This is a genomic window from Streptomyces sp. NPDC059787, assembly GCF_042732315.1.
GTDB lineage: Bacteria > Actinomycetota > Actinomycetes > Streptomycetales > Streptomycetaceae > Streptomyces > Streptomyces atrovirens.
Genome location: NZ_JBHWHX010000016.1, coordinates 64,923 through 82,634, shown reverse-complemented (window position 1 = coordinate 82,634; position 17,712 = coordinate 64,923). Strand labels below are relative to the sequence as shown.

The following is a 17,712-nucleotide window of genomic DNA, read 5'->3' as shown; positions in this document are numbered from 1 at the left end:
CCACGAAAAGCAGGAATCCGAACGATCAGCTCGTACCGAAAGCGATCACGAGATACTCCTTCTCGTCCGAAGCCGACGAGAAATCACTGGCGTATATATCGGACATGTACAGACCACCCTGCGAGAACAGGATCTCCGAGTATTCCGGGGACATCCGCGCCTCCACGTCCCGCACGGTCTCCGTCGCCGGGTTCTCCATCAGCGTCGTCTGCTTGAAGGTCCCCCCGTCGATGCTGACGATCTGCCCGCCCTTGTCGTACGGCGGACGCTTGTACGCCAGGAGGTTGCCGCCGTCCATCCGCAGCGGAGTGATCGTGTAGCTGTCACCCGCGTCGGCCCGCTGACCGGTCTGCTTGCCGGTCGCCAGGTCGAAGGCGACGATCTCGTTGGTCTGGCTGTACGACTCCCCGCCGGCCTCGTGCTCCTCGGTGGCGATGTACAGCTTGTCGTCGCCGACCGCCAGCCCGCTGCACTTCTCGAGCTTGTAGATGCCGTCGCAGCGGGCCCCGAACTCGTCGCCCGGCGCGGAGATGCGCGCACGCAGCTTGCCGGTCTTGTTGTCGATGGAGAAGAAGTCGGAGATCCCGCTGCCGTCACCCGCGGACTCGTTGACGTCGGCCGCCACGACCAGTGGGTCGGTGGAGACGACGGCGGCGTACTCGATGCCCTCGTCCATCTTGTACTCGGCGATCACCTTCCCGCTCTTCGGGTCGATGTTCTGGATGTGCAGCTGCCGCTGGTCGTACGAGCCGCACTTGCGCACCGCGACGAGCTTCTCGCCGCCGCCGTACCCGGAGTCGTAGCAGGAGTCGGACGTCTTGGGCATCCACAGCTGCTCACCGGAGGCGATCTCCCAGGCGGCGCCGCCGCTGGTGCTGCCCGCCGCGACGGTACCGCCGCTGATGGTGACGTTGTTGAAGCTGATCGGCATGGTGCCGGACTTGGCGGTCTTGGTCCACAGCTCCTTGCCCGCCTCCAGGTCGATCACCGCGACCTGCGTGCAGGCCTGCGGGTTCCCCTTGGTCGGCATGGCGGGCTTGAAGGTGATCGCCGTCTTGTTGTCCTCGGTGACGCGGTGGGTGGCCTCGCACACCGGTCCGGGCAGGTCGATCGTCCACTTCTCGGTGCCCTTGGCGCGGTCGTAGCCGACGATCTCGGCGATGCCGCTCTTGGCGTACACCGTGTCGGTCAGCCAGGAACCGGAGGTGGAGATGGTCGTGACGTCCTTGGGGGTCTCGGGCGCGGGCACCTGGAACAGCACCTTGGAGCCGGTGTCGGCCGGTGCCTTCTCCTTCGCTTCGGAGGAGCTGTCCCCTCCGCCTCCGCCACCACCGTTCGTCTTGTTCTTGCCGTCGCCGGAATCCGCGGTGGTCTTCTTGTCGTCGTCCTTGCCGGACGAGGACGCGTACCAGACACCGCCGCCGACGATCAGGGCGATGGCCACGACCGCCGAGACGATGATGGCGGCCTGCGTGTTGAACTTCTTCCCGCCACCGCCCGGCTGCGGCTGCATCGGCATGGTCGGCGGCTGCGGATACCCGTACCCGGGCTGCCCGTACGGTCCGGGCTGCTGCTGCCCCGGATACCCGTACCCGGCGGCCGGCGGCTGCTGCCCCGGATACCCGTATCCAGCGGCCGGCGGCTGCTGCGGATACCCGTACCCGGGCCCCTGCGGAGCCGACGGCGGCGCAACCGGAGGCTGCGGAGCGGTCGGAGGAGCCGCCGGAGGCTGCGGGGCCTGCGGGGCCTGCGGATACCCGTATCCAGGCTCCGGAGCCTTGTTGAGATCGGGCCCACCAGGAGTGGACGGCGGCTGCGGCGGCCCGAACCCCGGCTGCTGCGGGGGCTGGTTGGGCGGCGGAGGCGGCTGGGTCATGACGTGAGTACCTCGGAGAAAAGGGGACGGCGGACGACGGACGGCGAGAAGAGGACGAACCGCGACTCTCACTTGCCGTAGGCGAGCATCAGCTTCTCCTTCGACTCGTCATTGCCGGTCAGCCGCGTGGTCGAGATGTAGAAGCGTCCGTCGACCCAGTCGATCGACTTGCTGAAGAAGCTGTTCTCGATGTCCGCGACACCCTGCGGGTTCCGCATCAGTCCGGCCGGCTTGTGGTCGCTGCCGCCGACGGGGATGGCCACGACCTGCCCGCCCGCGTCGTACGACGGCCCGACGTAGGCGATGAGCTTGCCGCCCTCGATCTTCATGGGCTGCATGGACTCCTCGGCGGGGGACTTGACCCGCCACCGCTCCTTGCCGTTGTCGAGGCTGATGGCGACGATCTCGTTGGCCCCGGTGGTCGCCTCGGTGGGCAGGTAGAGGGTGTTCCCGTCGACGACGACGCCCTCACAGCCCTGGAGGTCGCGCGCGAGGATGGCCCAGTCGCAGCCGGGGGCGAAGTCCTCGTCGACGGTGACCTCGGAGCGGAACTTGCCGCTGCCGCCGGTGAAGGCGGATATGTTCCAGGCCTTCTTCTCCTCGTTGGTGCTGTAGACGACCACCGGGTCGACGGAGTAGGCGCGCTCGATGCGCCACCCCTTGTCGAACTTCTGGGTCCACTTCACCTTGCCGGTCTTCGGGTCGAGCTCCTGGAGCTCGTCGTGCTCGTTGGTGCCGCCGGCGCCGCAGGACGCGACCTGGAGCAGCCGCTCACCGCCCGCGAAGGCGGCGGGGAAGCAGGGGGCGTCGCCGTACTTCTTCGCGTCGAACAGCTTCTTGCCGCTGGTCACGTCGTACGCCGTGCCGGACTGCGAGCGGCCCACCATCAGCGTGTTGCCGGTGAGGGACATCTCGATGGAGAGCGCGGAGTCGAACAGCGCGCCGTCGGCGACCTCCTGCTTCCAGCCCTTCTCACCGGTGTTGAGGTCGACGAGCTGGAGCTGGTTGCACTTGGCGCGGTCGCTGCTGCCGCTCATGTAGGCGATGACGACCTTGTCGTCGGACGTCTTCGCCTGCGTGGCCGCGCAGATCTCCTCCGGGAAGGCGATGGCGTCCCAGGTGGGCTTGCCGTCACCGACGTCGTAGGCGAAGAGCTCCTTGTAGGCGGCCTTCACGGCCGTCTTGTCGGTGACCCACATGCCGGGGGCCTCGGCGCCGGAACCGGGCGCGTCGGGCGCCTCCTTGTACCAGAGCACCTTGGACTCACCGGCCTGGCGGCCCTCGTTGAGGTCCTCCGGGTCCTCGCCGCCGTCGCCGCTGCCGTCGCCCGGGTTGACCGGGGCGCCGGAGGAGCCACCCGGCTTCGGGTCGTCGGTCTGCTTGGCGACGGGCTTCTTGTCCTTCTTGCCGTCGTCACCGGAGACGGCCCACACGGTGCCGCCGATCACCAGCAGCGCGGCCACCGCGGCACCGATGATCATGGCGGGCTTGCCCTTGAAGGGGCTCCGGGAGCCGGGCCCGCCGGGCGGCGGCGTGCCGGGCGCCCCGGGGAACTGCGGCTGCGTCGGGTACCCGTACCCGGGCTGCTGCCCGTACGGCCCCGGCTGCTGCGGCTGCCCGTACGGCCCGGAGTTGTACGGTCCGGAGTTGTACGGCCCCGGCTGCTGCGGATACCCGTATCCGGGCTGCGGCGCACCGGCCGGCGGACCCTGCGGAGGCGGAGGGGGCGTCTGCGGAGCCCCGAAGCCACCCCCCGGCGGCGGATCCTGCGGTGCTCCGAAGCCTCCCTGCGGCGGCTGGTTCGGCGGCTGCGTCATCAGCGCGTTCCCCCTTGCTCACTGATTTTTAGCCACGCCCTGAGGTGCGCGATGAACCCAGAGCCGTATTCAGACGTTTCTCAGACTGGGCCCTTTCTATCACCCGGTACGGACACGCCACCGGGCCGTATCCACCCCTGTTCCCAAGGGAGGACCGGCCCGTGATGCCCCCGTTACGCGCCCTCACGCCCTCTTCACACCACGCGCGCCCCCGCGCGCGTGCGGGCAGGGGCGGCTCAGGCGTCCTCCGCCAGTTCCAGCCAGCGCAGCTCCAGCTCGTCCCGCTGCCCGGCCAGTTCCCGCAGCTCGGCGTCGAGTTCGGCGACCTTCGCGAAGTCGGTGGCGTGCTCGGCGATGGCGGCGTGCAGCTTGGTCTCCTTCTCGGAGACCTTGTCGAGCTGCCGCTCGATCTTCTGCAGCTCCTTCTTGGCGGCGCGCTGGTCGGCGGCGCTCTTCTCCGGAGCGGAACCCTGAGGCACCGCGGCCGGTACGGAGGCCGCAGCGGCGGCGGCCTCCTCCATGCGCTTGCGGCGCTCCAGGTACTCGTCGATCCCGCGCGGCAGCATCCGCAGGGTGCCGTCACCGAGGAGGGCGAACACGCGGTCGGTGGTGCGCTCGACGAAGAACCGGTCGTGGGAGATGACGATCATCGAGCCGGGCCAGCCGTCGAGGACGTCCTCGAGCTGGGTGAGGGTCTCGATGTCGAGGTCGTTGGTGGGCTCGTCGAGGAAGAGGACGTTGGGCTCGTCCATGAGCAGCCGCAGCAGTTGCAGCCGCCGCCGCTCACCGCCCGACAGATCGCCGACCGGCGTCCACTGCTTCTCCTTGTTGAACCCGAACGTCTCGCAGAGCTGCCCGGCGGTCATCTCGCGTCCCTTGCCGAGGTCGACGCGCTCGCGCACCTGCTGCACGGCCTGGAGCACCCGCCAGGTGGGGTCGAGCTCGGCGACCTCCTGGGAGAGATAGGCGAGCTTGACCGTCTTGCCGACGCGGACGTGACCGCCCGCGGGCTGCACCTCCCCCTCGCTCCGGGCGGCCTCCGCCAGCGCCCGCAGCAGGGACGTCTTCCCCGCGCCGTTGACCCCGACCAGACCGATGCGGTCCCCGGGCCCGAGCTGCCAGGTGACGTGCTCGAGCAGCACCTTGGGCCCGGCCTGGACGGTGACGTCCTCCAGGTCGAACACCGTCCTGCCGAGCCGTGAGGAGGCGAACTTCATCAGCTCGCTGCTGTCGCGGGGCGGGGGGACGTCCGCGATGAGCTCGTTGGCGGCCTCGACGCGGAACCGCGGCTTGGACGTCCGCGCGGGGGCGCCGCGCCGCAGCCAGGCCAGCTCCTTGCGGACCAGGTTCTGTCGCTTGACCTCCTCGGTGGCGGCGATCCGCTCACGCTCCGCGCGGGCGAAGACGTAGTCGGAGTAGCCGCCCTCGTACTCGTACACGTCACCGCGCTGCACGTCCCACATGCGGGTGCAGACCTGGTCGAGGAACCAGCGGTCGTGGGTGACGCAGACGAGCGCGGACCGGCGGTTCCGCAGGTGCTCGGCGAGCCAGGCGATGCCCTCGACGTCGAGGTGGTTGGTCGGCTCGTCGAGGACGATCAGCTCCTGCTCCTCGATGAGCAGCTTGGCGAGCGCGATCCGGCGCCGCTCACCACCGGACAGCGGCCCGATGACCGTGTCGAGGCCCTTCGGGAAACCCGGCAGGTCCAGCCCGCCGAACAGCCCGGTGAGTACGTCCCTGACCTTGGCGTTCCCGGCCCACTCGTGGTCGGCCATGTCCCCGATGACCTCGTGCCGCACGGTGGCGGCCGGGTCGAGCGAGTCGTGCTGCGTGAGCACCCCGAGCCGCAGCCCGCCGGAGTGCGTCACCCGCCCGGTGTCGGCCTCCTCCAGCCGGGCCAGCATCCGGATGAGCGTGGTCTTGCCGTCCCCGTTCCTCCCCACGACCCCGATCCGGTCCCCTTCGGAGACGCCGAGGGAGATCCCGTCGAGCAGCGCACGCGTCCCGTACACCTTGCTGACGTTCTCGACATTGACCAGATTGACGGCCATTTCTCTCCTGCCCGGTGGATCGATCAGCTTTCAAGCGTAGGCCCTGACGGAACGCGTCCGGGACGTGAGGAGACGGTCGCTCCTGGACCGGCGAACCTTCCGCGGCACGGTCGGAACGCGGCCCCGATCCTCAGACGACCGTCGCCCCCGGCGCCGGCCCCGCCGCCCTGCGCACCGTGCGGCAGGTGCCGGAAGCCCTCAGGGCTCCCGCGATCACGTCGGCCGTCTCCGCGTCCCGGGCGAGGAACGCCGTGGTCGGTCCCGAACCCGAGACCAGGGTGGCCAGCGCCCCCGCCGCCCGCCCCGCCGCGAGTGTGTCCGCCAGTTCCGGGAACAGCGACAGCGCCGCCGGCTGAAGGTCGTTGGAGTCGGCGACGGCGGCGGCGAGCGCGTCGACATCACCCTTGGCGAGCGCGTCGAGCAGTTCCTGCGAGGCCACGGGCCCGGGGATCTCCCGTCCTTCCCCCAGCCGGTCGAACTCCCGGAACACCGCCGGTGTCGACAGCCCCCGCGAGGCCATCGCGAACACCCAGTGGAAGGTCCCCCCGACCTCCAGCCCCGTCAGCCTCTCGCCCCGTCCGGTGCCGAGCGCCGCCCCTCCCACCAGGCTGAACGGCACATCGCTGCCCAGCTCGGCGCAGATGTCGAGGAGCTCTTCGCGTGAGGCGCCCGTCCCCCACAGCGCGTCGCACGCCAGCAGCGCGCCCGCACCGTCCGCGCTGCCGCCGGCCATGCCCCCGGCGACGGGGATGTCCTTGGCGATGTGGATGTGCACGTCCGCGTCACGGCCGTACCGTTCGGCGAGCGCCAGGGCGGCGCGGGCGGCGAGGTTCGTGCGGTCGAGGGGGACCTGGTCGGCGTCGGGGCCGGCGCAGGTCACCCGCAGTTCGTCGGCCGCCGTGACGGTGACCTCGTCGTACAGGCCCACCGCGAGGAAGACGTTGGCCAGGTCGTGGAAGCCGTCGGGGCGGGCCGCGCCGACCGCGAGCTGGACGTTGACCTTGGCGGGGACGCGGACGGTGACGCTCACTGCTGGCCCTGCTCCTTGCTCGTGGCGTGCTCGGCGATGCGCGCGAACTCCTCGACGGTCAGGGACTCCCCGCGTGCCTGCGGGGAGACCCCCGCCGCGACCAGGGCGGCCTCCGCCGCGGCAGCCGAACCCGCCCACCCGGCGAGTGCGGCCCGCAGCGTCTTGCGGCGCTGGGCGAAGGCGGCGTCGACGACGGCGAACACCTCGCGCCGGGAGGCGGTGGTCTTCAGCGGCTCCGTGCGGCGGACCAGCGAGACCAGTCCGCTGTCGACGTTGGGCGCGGGCCAGAAGACGTTCCGCCCGATGGCCCCGGCCCGCTTGACCTCCGCGTACCAGTTGGCCTTGACCGAGGGCACGCCGTACACCTTCGAGCCGGGTGCGGCGGCGAGCCGGTCGGCGACCTCCGACTGGACCATGACGAGGGTGCGCTCGATGCTGGGGAAGGTTTCGAGCATGTGGAGCAGCACCGGGACGGCCACGTTGTAGGGCAGGTTCGCGACGAGCGCGGTGGGGGCGGGTCCGGGCAGCCCGGTGACGTGCATCGCGTCGGAGTGGACCAGCGCGAACCGCTCGGCCCGCCCGGGCGTGCGGGCGGCGACGGTGGCGGGCAGCGCGGCGGCGAGGACGTCGTCGATCTCGACGGCGGTGACCCGGTCGGCGGCTTCGAGCAGCGCCAGCGTGAGCGAGCCGAGCCCCGGGCCGACCTCGACGACCACGTCGTCGGGGCGGACCCCGGCGGTGCGCACGATACGGCGCACCGTGTTGGCGTCGATGACGAAGTTCTGGCCGCGCTGCTTGGTGGGCCGTACGCCGAGGGCGGCCGCCAGTTCACGGATGTCGGCGGGGCCCAGGAGGGCGTCGGGGGTGGGGCTGGTCACGGGACAAGGGTACGGGGCACGGGGACCGGGCAGGTCACGCCTGTGGATAACCGAAGGCGCGGGCCGTGTTCGCCCCGAGGGCGGTGGCGAGGGTGTCCTCGTCGACGCCCCGTACGGCCGCCATGGCCCGCACGGTCACCGGCACCAGGTACGGGGCGTTGGGCCGCCCCCGGTACGGCGCCGGTGTCAGGAACGGCGCGTCGGTCTCCACCAGGACCAGCTCCAGCGGGGCCACCGCGAGCGCGTCCCGCAGGTTCTGCGCGTTCTTGAAGGTGACGTTGCCGGCGAACGACATGTAGTACCCGGCGCCCGCGCAGATCTCCGCCATCTCGGCGTCCCCGGAGTAGCAGTGGAAGACGGTGCGCTCGGGGGCGCCCTCCTCCTTGAGCACGCGCAGGACGTCGGCGTGGGCGTCGCGGTCGTGGATGACGAGGGCCTTGCCGTGGCGCTTGGCGATCTCGATGTGGGCGCGGAAGGACCGCTCCTGCGCCTCCTTGCCCTCAGGCCCGGTGCGGAAGTGGTCGAGGCCGGTCTCGCCGACACCCTTGACCTGGGGCAGCGCGGCCAGCCGGTCGATCTCGGCGAGCGCCTCGTCCAGGCCCGCGTCCCCGCCGGGTTCGCGGGCGCCCTGCCGGGACCAGCCGTCAGGGTCCCCGTGGACGATGCGCGGGGCCTCGTTGGGGTGCAGCGCGACCGTCGCGTGGACGGCGTCGTACGCCGCCGCCGTCTCCGCCGCCCACCGGGACCCCTCGAGGTCGCAGCCGACCTGCACCACGGTCGTCACACCCACCGACGCGGCCTTGGCAAGACCCTCCTCCACGGTGCCGGACTGCATGTCGAGGTGGGTGTGCGAGTCCGCGACCGGCACCCGCAGGGGCTCCGGGAGCGGCGGGGCGGCGTTCTTGTCGGGGGCGTTCGAAGGCATGCCCCCGATCCTACGGAAGCGGCGCGGGCGTCAGGTCGCCCGGCGGAAGGGGTGCAGCAGGTCGGACAGGTGCCAGTGGTGACGCCCGGCCTCCGGCGCCGTCCCGTCGTCGGGCTCCCACACGGCCTCGACAGGCCCGGCGGGCGGTACCCGGTGCTCGCGGTGGGCGGCGTTCCGGGCGGAGGCCACCCGGCCCGGCCGCATGATCCGTACGACGTGGCCGTCACAGTTCCGGCAGGCCGGCCGGCTGAGCGGGGAGGGGACGATCCGTCCGTCCGCGACGTACAGCACGAAGTGGTGGCCGTCGGCGTCGGTGTGGTGCTCTATCTCGTACGACTGTTCCCAGCCGTGGCCGCAGCGCATGCAGGCGAAGGAATACGACTCGTTGACGACGGCGGTGGCGCCCGCGCGCAGCGCGGCCTGCCCGGTGATCTCGGTCATGCCGACTCCTGTCGGTCCACTGGAGGGGGCGGTCGCGCCCCGGTCACCAGTGGACTCCTCCGCCGACGGAACGGCAGGAGGGGCAGCCGAGTATTGGAGGCGATTTGGGGTCCCCTTGCCCGACCGGCCGGCGGACGGCACCGGAGCTTTGCCTTCCGCCGGGCCGCTTTACTCGTCCGTGGGGCGCCCGCTCATCCGGGAAGCGGCCTGCTCGGTGGCCGTTTCGTGTCCCGGGCGCCGTTCACGCCCCCGCGTTCTTGGCCGCCACCACCGCGTCGAAGACCTGCCGCTTCGGCAGCCCCGCCTCCACGGCCACCGCGGCGATCGCCTCCTTGCGCCGCTCCCCCGCCTCCTCCCGCACCCGCACCCGCCGCACCAGCTCGGCCGCGTCGACTTCCTCGGTCCCCTTCTCCGGCGCCCCCTCGACCACCACCGTGATCTCCCCGCGCACGCCCTCCGCCGCCCACGCGGCCAGCTCCGCCAGCGGACCGCGCTTGACCTCCTCGTACGTCTTGGTCAGCTCCCGGCAGACGGCGGCCCGCCGCCCCCCGCCGAACACCTCGGCCATCGCGGCGAGGGTGTCGTCGAGGCGGTGCGGGGCCTCGAAGTAGACGAGGGTGCGCCGCTCCTCGGCGACCTCCCGCAGCCGCCCCAGCCGTTCCCCCGCCTTCCGGGGCAGGAACCCCTCGAAGCAGAAGCGGTCCACGGGCAGCCCGGACAGGGCGAGCGCGGTGAGCACGGCGGACGGGCCGGGCACGGCGGTGACCTTGACGTCCCGCTCGACGGCCGCGGCGACCAGCCGGTAGCCGGGGTCGGACACGGACGGCATCCCGGCGTCCGTCACCAGCAGCACGCGCGCGCCGCCCACCAGCTCCTCGACCAGCTCGGGCGTGCGGGCGGACTCGTTGCCCTCGAAGTACGACACGACCCGTCCCTTGGGGGTGACGCCGAGCGCCTGGGTGAGGCGCCGCAGCCGCCGCGTGTCCTCGGCGGCGACGACGTCGGCGCCCGCGAGTTCCTCCGCGAGCCGGGGCGGGGCGTCGGAGACGTCGCCGATGGGGGTGCCTGCGAGTACGAGGGTTCCGGTCACGCCCCCATCCTCCCAGTACGGAACGGAGCCGGGGCATACCGGTCATGCGCGGGACTCACACAGCCCTGTTCCCTACGATGGCGCGGTGACCAGTACCGCGTCCTCCACGGACACCCGGCAGGATCGGCCGCCGTACGAAGAGCGGCCGTCGTGGCAGCAGCGGCTGCACCGTTTCGGCTACCGGGCACCGGGCCGGGCCAGAGGCGATGTCCGCAGGGACGACGTGTACGACCGCCTGGTACCGCCGTACACGGAGCCGTCGAAGCGGCTGTGGGACACGCTCGGGGTGCCGCCGGTGCTCGCCGGGCGCATCGCCCGCTGGTCGGGGTGGGGCGGCCCGCTGCTGGTCACGCTGCTGGCGGGGGTGCTCCGGTTCTGGAACCTGGGCAGCCCGAAGGCGGTGATATTCGACGAGACGTACTACGCCAAGGACGCGTGGGCGCTGGTCCACCGCGGGTTCGAGGTCAACTGGGACAAGAACGTCAACGATCTGATCCTCTCGGGCGGTGCCGTCCCCATCCCGACGGACGCGGCGTACGTCGTGCATCCGCCGGTCGGCAAGTACGTGATCGGGCTGGGCGAGCTGATGTTCGGCTTCGACCCGTTCGGCTGGCGGTTCATGACGGCCCTGCTCGGCACGCTCTCCGTGCTGATGCTGTGCCGGATCGGCCGGCGCCTGTTCCGCTCCACGTTCCTCGGCTGTCTCGCGGGCGCGCTGATGGCGGTGGACGGGCTGCACTTCGTGATGAGCCGGACCTCGCTGCTCGACGGGGTGCTGATGTTCTTCGTGCTGGCGGCGTTCGGCTGTCTGGTGGTCGACCGGGACCGGGCGCGCGAGAAGCTCGCCGCCGCGCTGCCCGTGGACGCCGACGGCCGGGTCCGCCCGGACGCGTACGCCGCCGAGAACACCCGGATCGGCTTCCGCCCCTGGCGGCTGGCGGCGGGCCTGATGCTGGGTCTGGCGATCGGCACGAAGTGGAACGGCCTCTACATCATGGCCGCGTTCTGCGTGATGGCGGTGCTGTGGGACGTCGGCGCGCGCAGGGTCGCCGGCGCGCACCGGCCCCGCCTCGCGGTCCTGAGGCGCGACCTGGGCTGGGCGTTCCTGTCGACCGTGCCGGTGGCGGTGGTCACCTACTTCGCCTCCTGGATCGGCTGGATCCTCTCCCCGGCCGACGGCACCGGCGGCTACTACCGCGACTGGGCGGTGAAGGACGGCAAGGACAGCGACTGGTCGTGGCTGCTGCCCGACTGGTGGCGCAGCCTGTGGCACTACGAGAACCAGGTCTACGACTTCCACGTGGGCCTGTCCTCGCCGCACACCTACGAGTCCAACCCGTGGAGCTGGATCGTCACCGGCCGCCCGGTCTCCTACTTCTACGAGTCCCCGGCCCCCGGCACGAACGGCTGCCCGGCCGACGCGGGCGAGAAGTGCGCCCAGGAGGTGCTGGCCCTCGGCACCCCGATGCTGTGGTGGGCGGCCTGCTTCGCGATCCTCTACGTCCTGTGGCGCTGGCTGTTCCGCCGCGACTGGCGGGCCGGCGCGATCGCCTGCGGCATCGCGGCCGGCTACGCCCCCTGGTTCCTCTACCAGGAGCGCACGATCTTCTTCTTCTACGCCGTCGTCTTCCTCCCCTTCCTCTGCCTGGCCGTGGCGATGCTCCTGGGCGCCCTCGTCGGCCCACCCCGCTCCACCGACACCCGCCGCGTCGCGGGCGCGACGGCGGCGGGCGTACTGACCCTGCTGATCGCCTGGAACTTCATCTACTTCTGGCCCATCTACACCGGCACCCCGATCCCGATAGACGACTGGCGGGCGCGGATGTGGCTGGACACCTGGGTCTAGCTGGGCAGACACACCACGAGGGCGCGGCGGCCTGCCGCGCCCTCGTGGTCGTTGTCGGTCGTCAGCGGTTGTCGTGGGCCGCCCTCGGACGGCCCGGAGACGGCCCGCCGCTGGCCCCGCAACAACCAGAGCAAGCCACGAGACGGTCGGCACGTGCTGACAACGCCTGAGCCCTCAGCTCAGGAAGCTGCGGTCATTCGCGGATGACTCGGTCGCTGTCTCGGGCGAACGTACGCCCTGTATTCCTTCTGGACTTGACTTTCTTTACCATTGGACAGTTTCGGCGATCTCATTTAGACGCCTACACAATAGGGGATATTCAGAGTAATACGCACTCAGCTTGCGAAGTTGCGCGGCCCTTTGTTCGCGATCCATTAGGCCACCACTTACACACAACAGCAGTACAAGCATTAGCGCGACCGCTGCACGTCCGGCCTCGGGGACACTTTCCTCTACGGTGAAGGACATCACCGTGTCTACCATTACAGGCGCCCACAAGCTAGTTTCCGTCGCATTAGACGCCAGAATGCCAAGCCAGCTACTCCAGAAGTGAGGGCCGCCAAGCCAACCAGCTTGACGCCTGGCAGCCCATTCCGCCACATATAGCCACCTATCCCACAACTCATCGTACGAGGCCTTGTGTCCTCCCGATAGGACTTTTGCGTCGACCAAGATTAGCTCCACGATATCGAAGCCGCCAAGCCGGTCCCCGGGGTCACTCCATTCATATTGCTTCAAAAAATCCCATCCAGCGACCATGAGAATCAACGGCACCGCCCGGGAAGTTGGAACATAACGGCCGGGGGACCAGAAATCTTCTTGAGCTTGTTTTAACAAGCCACTTGCATCTTCGTGCAACTGGTCCATAAAAACGCTCAATGATCGAGCCAGGCTGAAGACTTCATAATCATCGATGAGTTCGCACGGTGGTGACTGGGAGGACGCCCGCAGCAACGTGCTCAAAATCTCCTCCTGATCCAGTCCTGCCGCAATCCCCTTGGACGCCAATTGAAGTCGTTGCTGGAGCCCCAAAGACGCCGAGGCAAGTAGATCGGAGAACGCTATTACCCCCATCGAACCGGGCAAATCCACTAGGGCCTCAACCGCTTGATCGACGATGGGTGCCATGCTCGCAGAAGTAATCAGAGCGACCAATCGATCTCTAGTCTCTTCAGCGTGCTCTTCACTCAAGGCAGCCAGCGTCGACAGCGCGATCAGGTCAACTGTTCCGTCCTGACGCAACGCCCGATTACGGAAAAATTCCTCGAGTTCACCGATGGAATAGACCTCCATGAGGCCAGCGACGGCCGACTCGCGATTAAAGCGGTCACGCGGTTCCTCGAGTAGTTGCTCCCGCAGCACCTGTGCCGCCTGTCGTGCTCGTCGGTCCCCGAGCCGTGCCAAATCTCGCACAGCGTCACATCGAGTGACCCAGGCTTCTTCTACTGCCAAGACGATGTTCAAGAGTTCGGCACTCGCGGCGTCTGGCTGATGCGCGGTGAGTGCAGCCGCCGCAGCGTAGCGGCGTTCGCCGGGTTGACAAGCTAGTTCTATCAGCAATTCTGTGACGTTCGGGTGGCCGATTCTGGCTGCGAGCCGCCACCAGTCAGGGTCAAGGTCGGGATCGGCTTCGCCAAGTTGGGCGAGGAACCACTGAGCATGTGCGTCATCGAGGATGGGGCCCTCTGCGAGGAGATGAGCGGCGACGAGGTGGTCCGCGTCTGTGCCAGACTCCAGCATTTTCAGCAAGTCTTTAGCAAGGGCTGTAGAGCGGTGGGCGGCGTGGATGAGTGTGGCAAGGGATGCCTGTTCGTGGGCACGAGCGCGTTCGATGACTGCGCGCCAAGCGGAATTGGCAAAAGAAAGAATACTAGGAAGTTGTTTCGAACGGAACTCAGCGGCCATGTGCTCGGCGAAGCTAGTATGCAGGAACCGTATATCCGCTGGCGTACGCACCATCATGCCTGTACCCGCGAGGAGCCCTTTGACGTGGTCGGGCCATCCGAGTATCAGGCGACTAGCCGGTACATCCAGGCGTTCGTCCAGCCAGAGCAAAGCAACTTGGGTCAGGTTCTCAACGCCGTGTGAAGTTTGCTCGATGGCAAGGAAGTGCAGCAATGCCTCGCCTCGCTCTGCAGCCAGCTCCTGGATGGCTGCAGAGGCGCCGGGAAACTCATTCCGTACAGCATCCGTCAGCCGTTGCCAATGTTCGTGAAGATTCTTTTGCTTGATCCGGGCTAGATGCCTCCGGTACTGCTCGTAAAGCAAGTACTGGTTACCTGGTAGCGGATTACCTGGGTAAGCCTCATAAACAACTGCTGTGATGGTGGCGAGCAGAGGAACGCGGACCAATGGACCCAGGCAGGCACGATCTACCTGGCGTATGTAATTTTCCGCTGTCTTCTTGTCGTCGAACCACCCTTCCGCGAAGGAGATCAGGCGTGGGCGATCAAAGGGTTCAAGGGAATAGGGAGTCAGGCCAGCAGCCCGCAAAGCGCGGTGCTCATCGCGCGGAAGTTCCCTTGTGGTTACCACTAGTTGATGTGTAGATAGGTGCCGCTCAGCGAAGCGCGCCAATCGAAGCACAAAGGCCCGGCGGGTGGCGCCATCAACGATCTCGTCGACACCATCCACGAGAACTAGCCAGCGCAACCCTGTAGGGAGCACGGTAGGGGTCAGAGCGGTCTCAATTATCTTAGGCTGCCGCGCGAGCTCGGCGGCAGTGACCGAGAGCGGAACTAGGGGAAGCGATGCATCATCTTCCAACCATCCGTTGGTAAAGGTGCTAGTTAGCTGACGCACCAGAGTGGACTTACCACCTCCGGGGCCAGCGACCACCAGAAGATGTCCCGGCCCATTGGTAACAACCTCCTGTGCCGGCTGGGCGGCCGTACCTTCGCCATCTTCTCGGTCAAGGAGCTGCCGTACGTACACCTCCGAAAGGCGGGGCAATCGTCCTTCTGGAAGCACGTAAGGTGCGCTGTCGCTATCCTCCTGCTGCTGGGCAAGCAACGCCCTAGTCGTCTCAGGCAGATGCGGAAGCGATCCTGCCCACTCGGCTCCCCGCGGGAGCGGTGGCCTGGGCGGGACTCCTTGAAAATCTCGTCGGACCCAAGCGCCAAGTGCGACGTGGAATCGCTCCCAGTCGTTCAGGTCGGACGGCTTAGCACCACACACCTTTAGGATCTTGAGTGCCCGGAGGAGCAGGGCCTCGGTGAGTCCAGGGAACCGGGTTGCGGACAGTGTGTGACTAATAGTTGCCTCAGCGTAACCAGAGTTCTCCGCGAGGCGCGCTCGCGTCACGCCTGCGCTTGCAGTCCAAGCACGTAACGCCATCGCGTAGGTACGGCCCGGTTCGTCCGATCGCACGGGTCCTGCTGGACGGCCAGGCGACCGCCTCGAGCTGTCAGCGTGTTCGCTCAATCCTGCTCCCTGCCCCTTCCTATCTTCACAGAATGCCGCGTATTTCGTGTCGCAGGCCAGTAAAAGCAGCTCAGGGGCTCGGAGTTTCCGCTGGCTGGCCACGGAATTGATCACTGGTGTGACCTGGGTGCTGGTCGCCTTCTCACCTGTTGGAGCTGCAAATGGCCGATACCACCCCAGCCGGGTCCGCTCGCTCGCGAGCGAGGAACGCAGCCGTCATCGGCGGTTCCGCTGCACCCACCGTCACCCTGTCCGCCGCTGCAGTGTGGAGCGGCAACTACCTCCCTGCTCTTATCGCTGCCGCGCTACCTTTGTGCGCCTTCATCTGCGTGGTTTGTCCCGCTGTGTGGAGCCGTGATGCAGCCCGGCGGAGGGCTGCACTGGCGGTTTTGGACCGCCTGCTGGGGTGGGATGAAGGCAGGGGCCCGAGCCGTCGGAGCAGGCGGTGAAGGGCTTAACGGTCGAGCGCGCAGCCGGGGCGGAGACCGGAGACTGGCCGCGCCCGGCTGCGCGCCCGCGCCGTGCGCGGACCTTGATGAAGTAGAGAAAGTCTTACCCCGCTGGGAGCACGACGGTTTTCAAGACCAGCCGGTTTCCCGCGCGTCCACCCCACGTAACCTGCGCTTATCACCAGGTATGGCATGTGTCGCGCTCAGGTTGGCTGGAGGTTGGTCACAGAGCTCACAGAGCTCACAGGGCGCCCGGGCGCCGTCATTTCCGCACGGCTGTTTCTGTCACTAGTCGGCTTGTGAACCCGGCGTCGCGCAGGCGCTCATACGCTGCGGCCACGACCTCGGGTACGCGCTGCTCGATCATGAATCCCTGCTGCGGGTAGATCATGAGCCGCTGCTGCGCGCCGGCCAACATGTCGATGACCAGGCGTACGTCTCCGATCGAGTCGACGTAGTCAGCCAGGGTCATGGGTGTGGACGCGCTGACCCACTCGACTTCAGGCCACAGTTTGCGGGCGGTCGCGTAGGCCCGTCGTTCCTCGTACGGCTTGCTGATCAGCAGGACGGAGGACACGGCGGCCCCGCGCTCTTCGAGGAGTGCACGGGAGAAACGAATGTTCTCTCCTGTGTTGCGGGCCCGCGGTTCAACGAGGATCGCATCGGCCGGCACCCCCAGTTCGATCGCCCGCTCGCGGTAGTGCTCGGCCTCACCGCGCGGCATGCGGTCGCGTGTGGTGCGGCTGGTCGCCCCAGTGAAGACGATCAGCGGCATCATGCCCCGGTGGTAGAGGTCAGCAGTTGTGTCCGCGACTCCGAGGTCATGACTGCCGAGTCCGATCGCGACAGAGCATGGGCGCAGCTCGTGCCCCATCTGCTGGAAGTCCCAGAGCCGTTGAGCGTCGGCCCATGCCTGTGCTGAGATCACTTGTTCTCGCCCTCCGCTTTCGCTGAGTCGGGGACCTTGAAGTCGTACGTCCAGGCGAAGCGCGTCGCCGCGTTCACGCCGATGGCGAACTCCACCACGGTGCCGTCGGCCGTATACGTCGTCCGGTGCAGCTCCACCACCCATTCGCCCGGCGCGAGCTGGAGGAGCTGGACTTCGTCCGCCGTGGGGATACGTGCGAACAGCGTCTCCTGCATGTGGTCGATCTCGTATCCGGCGTCGTACAGGACGCGGAAGCCACCGCCCCGGCCGGCGGGCCCCGGCGTCGGGTCGACAATGCGCGTCCCTTCCACGTGCTCAGGGCGGTAGTAGCTCGTCAGCGTGTGCGTCGGCTGCGAGCCCTCCTTGACCACGCGCGCACGTGCATAGACCTCCGCGCCCTCCGGTAGACCGTGCGCCTGGGCGACGACGGCCGGCGCCGTCACACGGCTGACGGTCTGGGTCTGTTCGTTCCGCTTGTACGTACGTCCGGACGCCACGCGGTCCGCGATGAACGCCACTTCATCGCCGTCCCGCCACTTGGCCTTGTCGTACCGTGCGATGCCGAGTCGTTTGAGCGGGGCCCGCTCGCGGACGACCGTGCCGTGTCCGCGCGACGACGTGACCAGCCCTTCGGCTTCCAACGCCTTATAGGCCGTATGGACCGTGGACTTCGAGCCTTCGCCCGCTTCCACTAGGTCCCTGATCTGCGGCAACTGGGCGCCGGGCGCGTACTCGCCGTTCCTGATCTGTTCGGCCAGTCGGTCCGCCAGCTCCCGCCACTTGGGCGCCATGCAGCACTCCTCTCGACATCGACCAGTGAAACACAGTCCCAGGACTGTTGACAGTCCTGGGACTGTGCGTCATGGTCTTACTGAACGGCCCGCAGTCCTAGGACAGCGAGCCCGGAGTGTCCCTATTGGGCTGCTCCTATGCCGCCTGGAGGGCCCCGTGAAACGGG

At 68.4% G+C, this 17,712-nt stretch carries 12 protein-coding genes; 1 reads left to right on the top strand and 11 read right to left on the bottom strand.

Features of this window, described 5'->3' with window-relative positions; genetic code table 11:
• Positions 1-25: 25 nt before the first annotated feature.
• The 8 genes from ACFV5H_RS17695 to rsmI all read right to left on the bottom strand — a co-directional run bounded on the left by ACFV5H_RS17695 (position 26) and on the right by rsmI (position 10,108).
• A complete protein-coding gene (locus ACFV5H_RS17695) occupies positions 26-1,876 on the bottom strand; it encodes a PQQ-binding-like beta-propeller repeat protein (RefSeq protein WP_385195669.1) in 1,851 nt (616 codons plus the stop codon).
• Between the two features lie 68 nt (positions 1,877-1,944).
• The gene (locus ACFV5H_RS17690; RefSeq protein ID WP_385046605.1) at positions 1,945-3,693 is read right to left on the bottom strand and encodes a PQQ-binding-like beta-propeller repeat protein; all 1,749 of its coding nucleotides are present in this window, start codon (positions 3,691-3,693) and stop codon (positions 1,945-1,947) included.
• A gap of 236 nt (positions 3,694-3,929) precedes the next feature.
• Positions 3,930-5,744: an ABC-F family ATP-binding cassette domain-containing protein gene (locus ACFV5H_RS17685; protein WP_385046608.1), complete on the bottom strand. Its 1,815-nt coding sequence runs from the start codon at positions 5,742-5,744 to the stop codon at positions 3,930-3,932.
• Positions 5,745-5,874: 130 nt separating this feature from the next.
• Positions 5,875-6,774 carry a 4-(cytidine 5'-diphospho)-2-C-methyl-D-erythritol kinase gene (locus ACFV5H_RS17680; RefSeq protein WP_385195667.1) on the bottom strand — a complete coding sequence of 300 codons (900 nt, stop codon included), beginning with the start codon at positions 6,772-6,774 and terminating at the stop codon, positions 5,875-5,877.
• Entirely contained in the window at positions 6,771-7,652 is an 882-nt protein-coding gene (gene rsmA, locus ACFV5H_RS17675) for a 16S rRNA (adenine(1518)-N(6)/adenine(1519)-N(6))-dimethyltransferase RsmA (protein WP_385046613.1), read from the bottom strand. The genes ACFV5H_RS17680 and rsmA overlap by 4 nt, the downstream gene beginning before the upstream one ends.
• A 34-nt stretch (positions 7,653-7,686) precedes the next feature.
• Positions 7,687-8,577 carry a TatD family hydrolase gene (locus ACFV5H_RS17670; protein WP_385195664.1) on the bottom strand — a complete coding sequence of 297 codons (891 nt, stop codon included), beginning with the start codon at positions 8,575-8,577 and terminating at the stop codon, positions 7,687-7,689.
• A 30-nt stretch (positions 8,578-8,607) separates the two neighbouring features.
• Positions 8,608-9,018 carry a hypothetical protein gene (locus ACFV5H_RS17665; protein ID WP_385046619.1) on the bottom strand — a complete coding sequence of 137 codons (411 nt, stop codon included), beginning with the start codon at positions 9,016-9,018 and terminating at the stop codon, positions 8,608-8,610.
• 241 nt (positions 9,019-9,259) lie between these two features.
• Entirely contained in the window at positions 9,260-10,108 is an 849-nt protein-coding gene (rsmI, locus tag ACFV5H_RS17660; protein WP_385195661.1) for a 16S rRNA (cytidine(1402)-2'-O)-methyltransferase, read from the bottom strand.
• Between the two features lie 85 nt (positions 10,109-10,193).
• Between rsmI and ACFV5H_RS17655 the strand changes: the two genes are divergently transcribed.
• A complete protein-coding gene (locus ACFV5H_RS17655; protein WP_385046625.1) occupies positions 10,194-11,954 on the top strand; it encodes a dolichyl-phosphate-mannose--protein mannosyltransferase in 1,761 nt (586 codons plus the stop codon).
• Positions 11,955-12,218: 264 nt separating this feature from the next.
• Here ACFV5H_RS17655 and ACFV5H_RS17650 read toward each other — a convergent pair whose 3' ends face one another.
• From ACFV5H_RS17650 to ACFV5H_RS17640, 3 genes are all read right to left on the bottom strand, one after another.
• Positions 12,219-14,888, bottom strand: a complete 2,670-nt coding sequence (locus ACFV5H_RS17650; RefSeq protein ID WP_385195658.1) for an NACHT domain-containing protein — start codon at positions 14,886-14,888, stop codon at positions 12,219-12,221.
• Positions 14,889-16,088: 1,200 nt separating this feature from the next.
• The gene (locus ACFV5H_RS17645) at positions 16,089-16,754 is read right to left on the bottom strand and encodes a YdcF family protein (RefSeq protein WP_385195656.1); all 666 of its coding nucleotides are present in this window, start codon (positions 16,752-16,754) and stop codon (positions 16,089-16,091) included.
• Positions 16,751-17,545, bottom strand: a complete 795-nt coding sequence (locus ACFV5H_RS17640) for a GntR family transcriptional regulator (RefSeq protein WP_385195653.1) — start codon at positions 17,543-17,545, stop codon at positions 16,751-16,753. The genes ACFV5H_RS17645 and ACFV5H_RS17640 overlap by 4 nt, the downstream gene beginning before the upstream one ends.
• Positions 17,546-17,712: the final 167 nt, after the last annotated feature.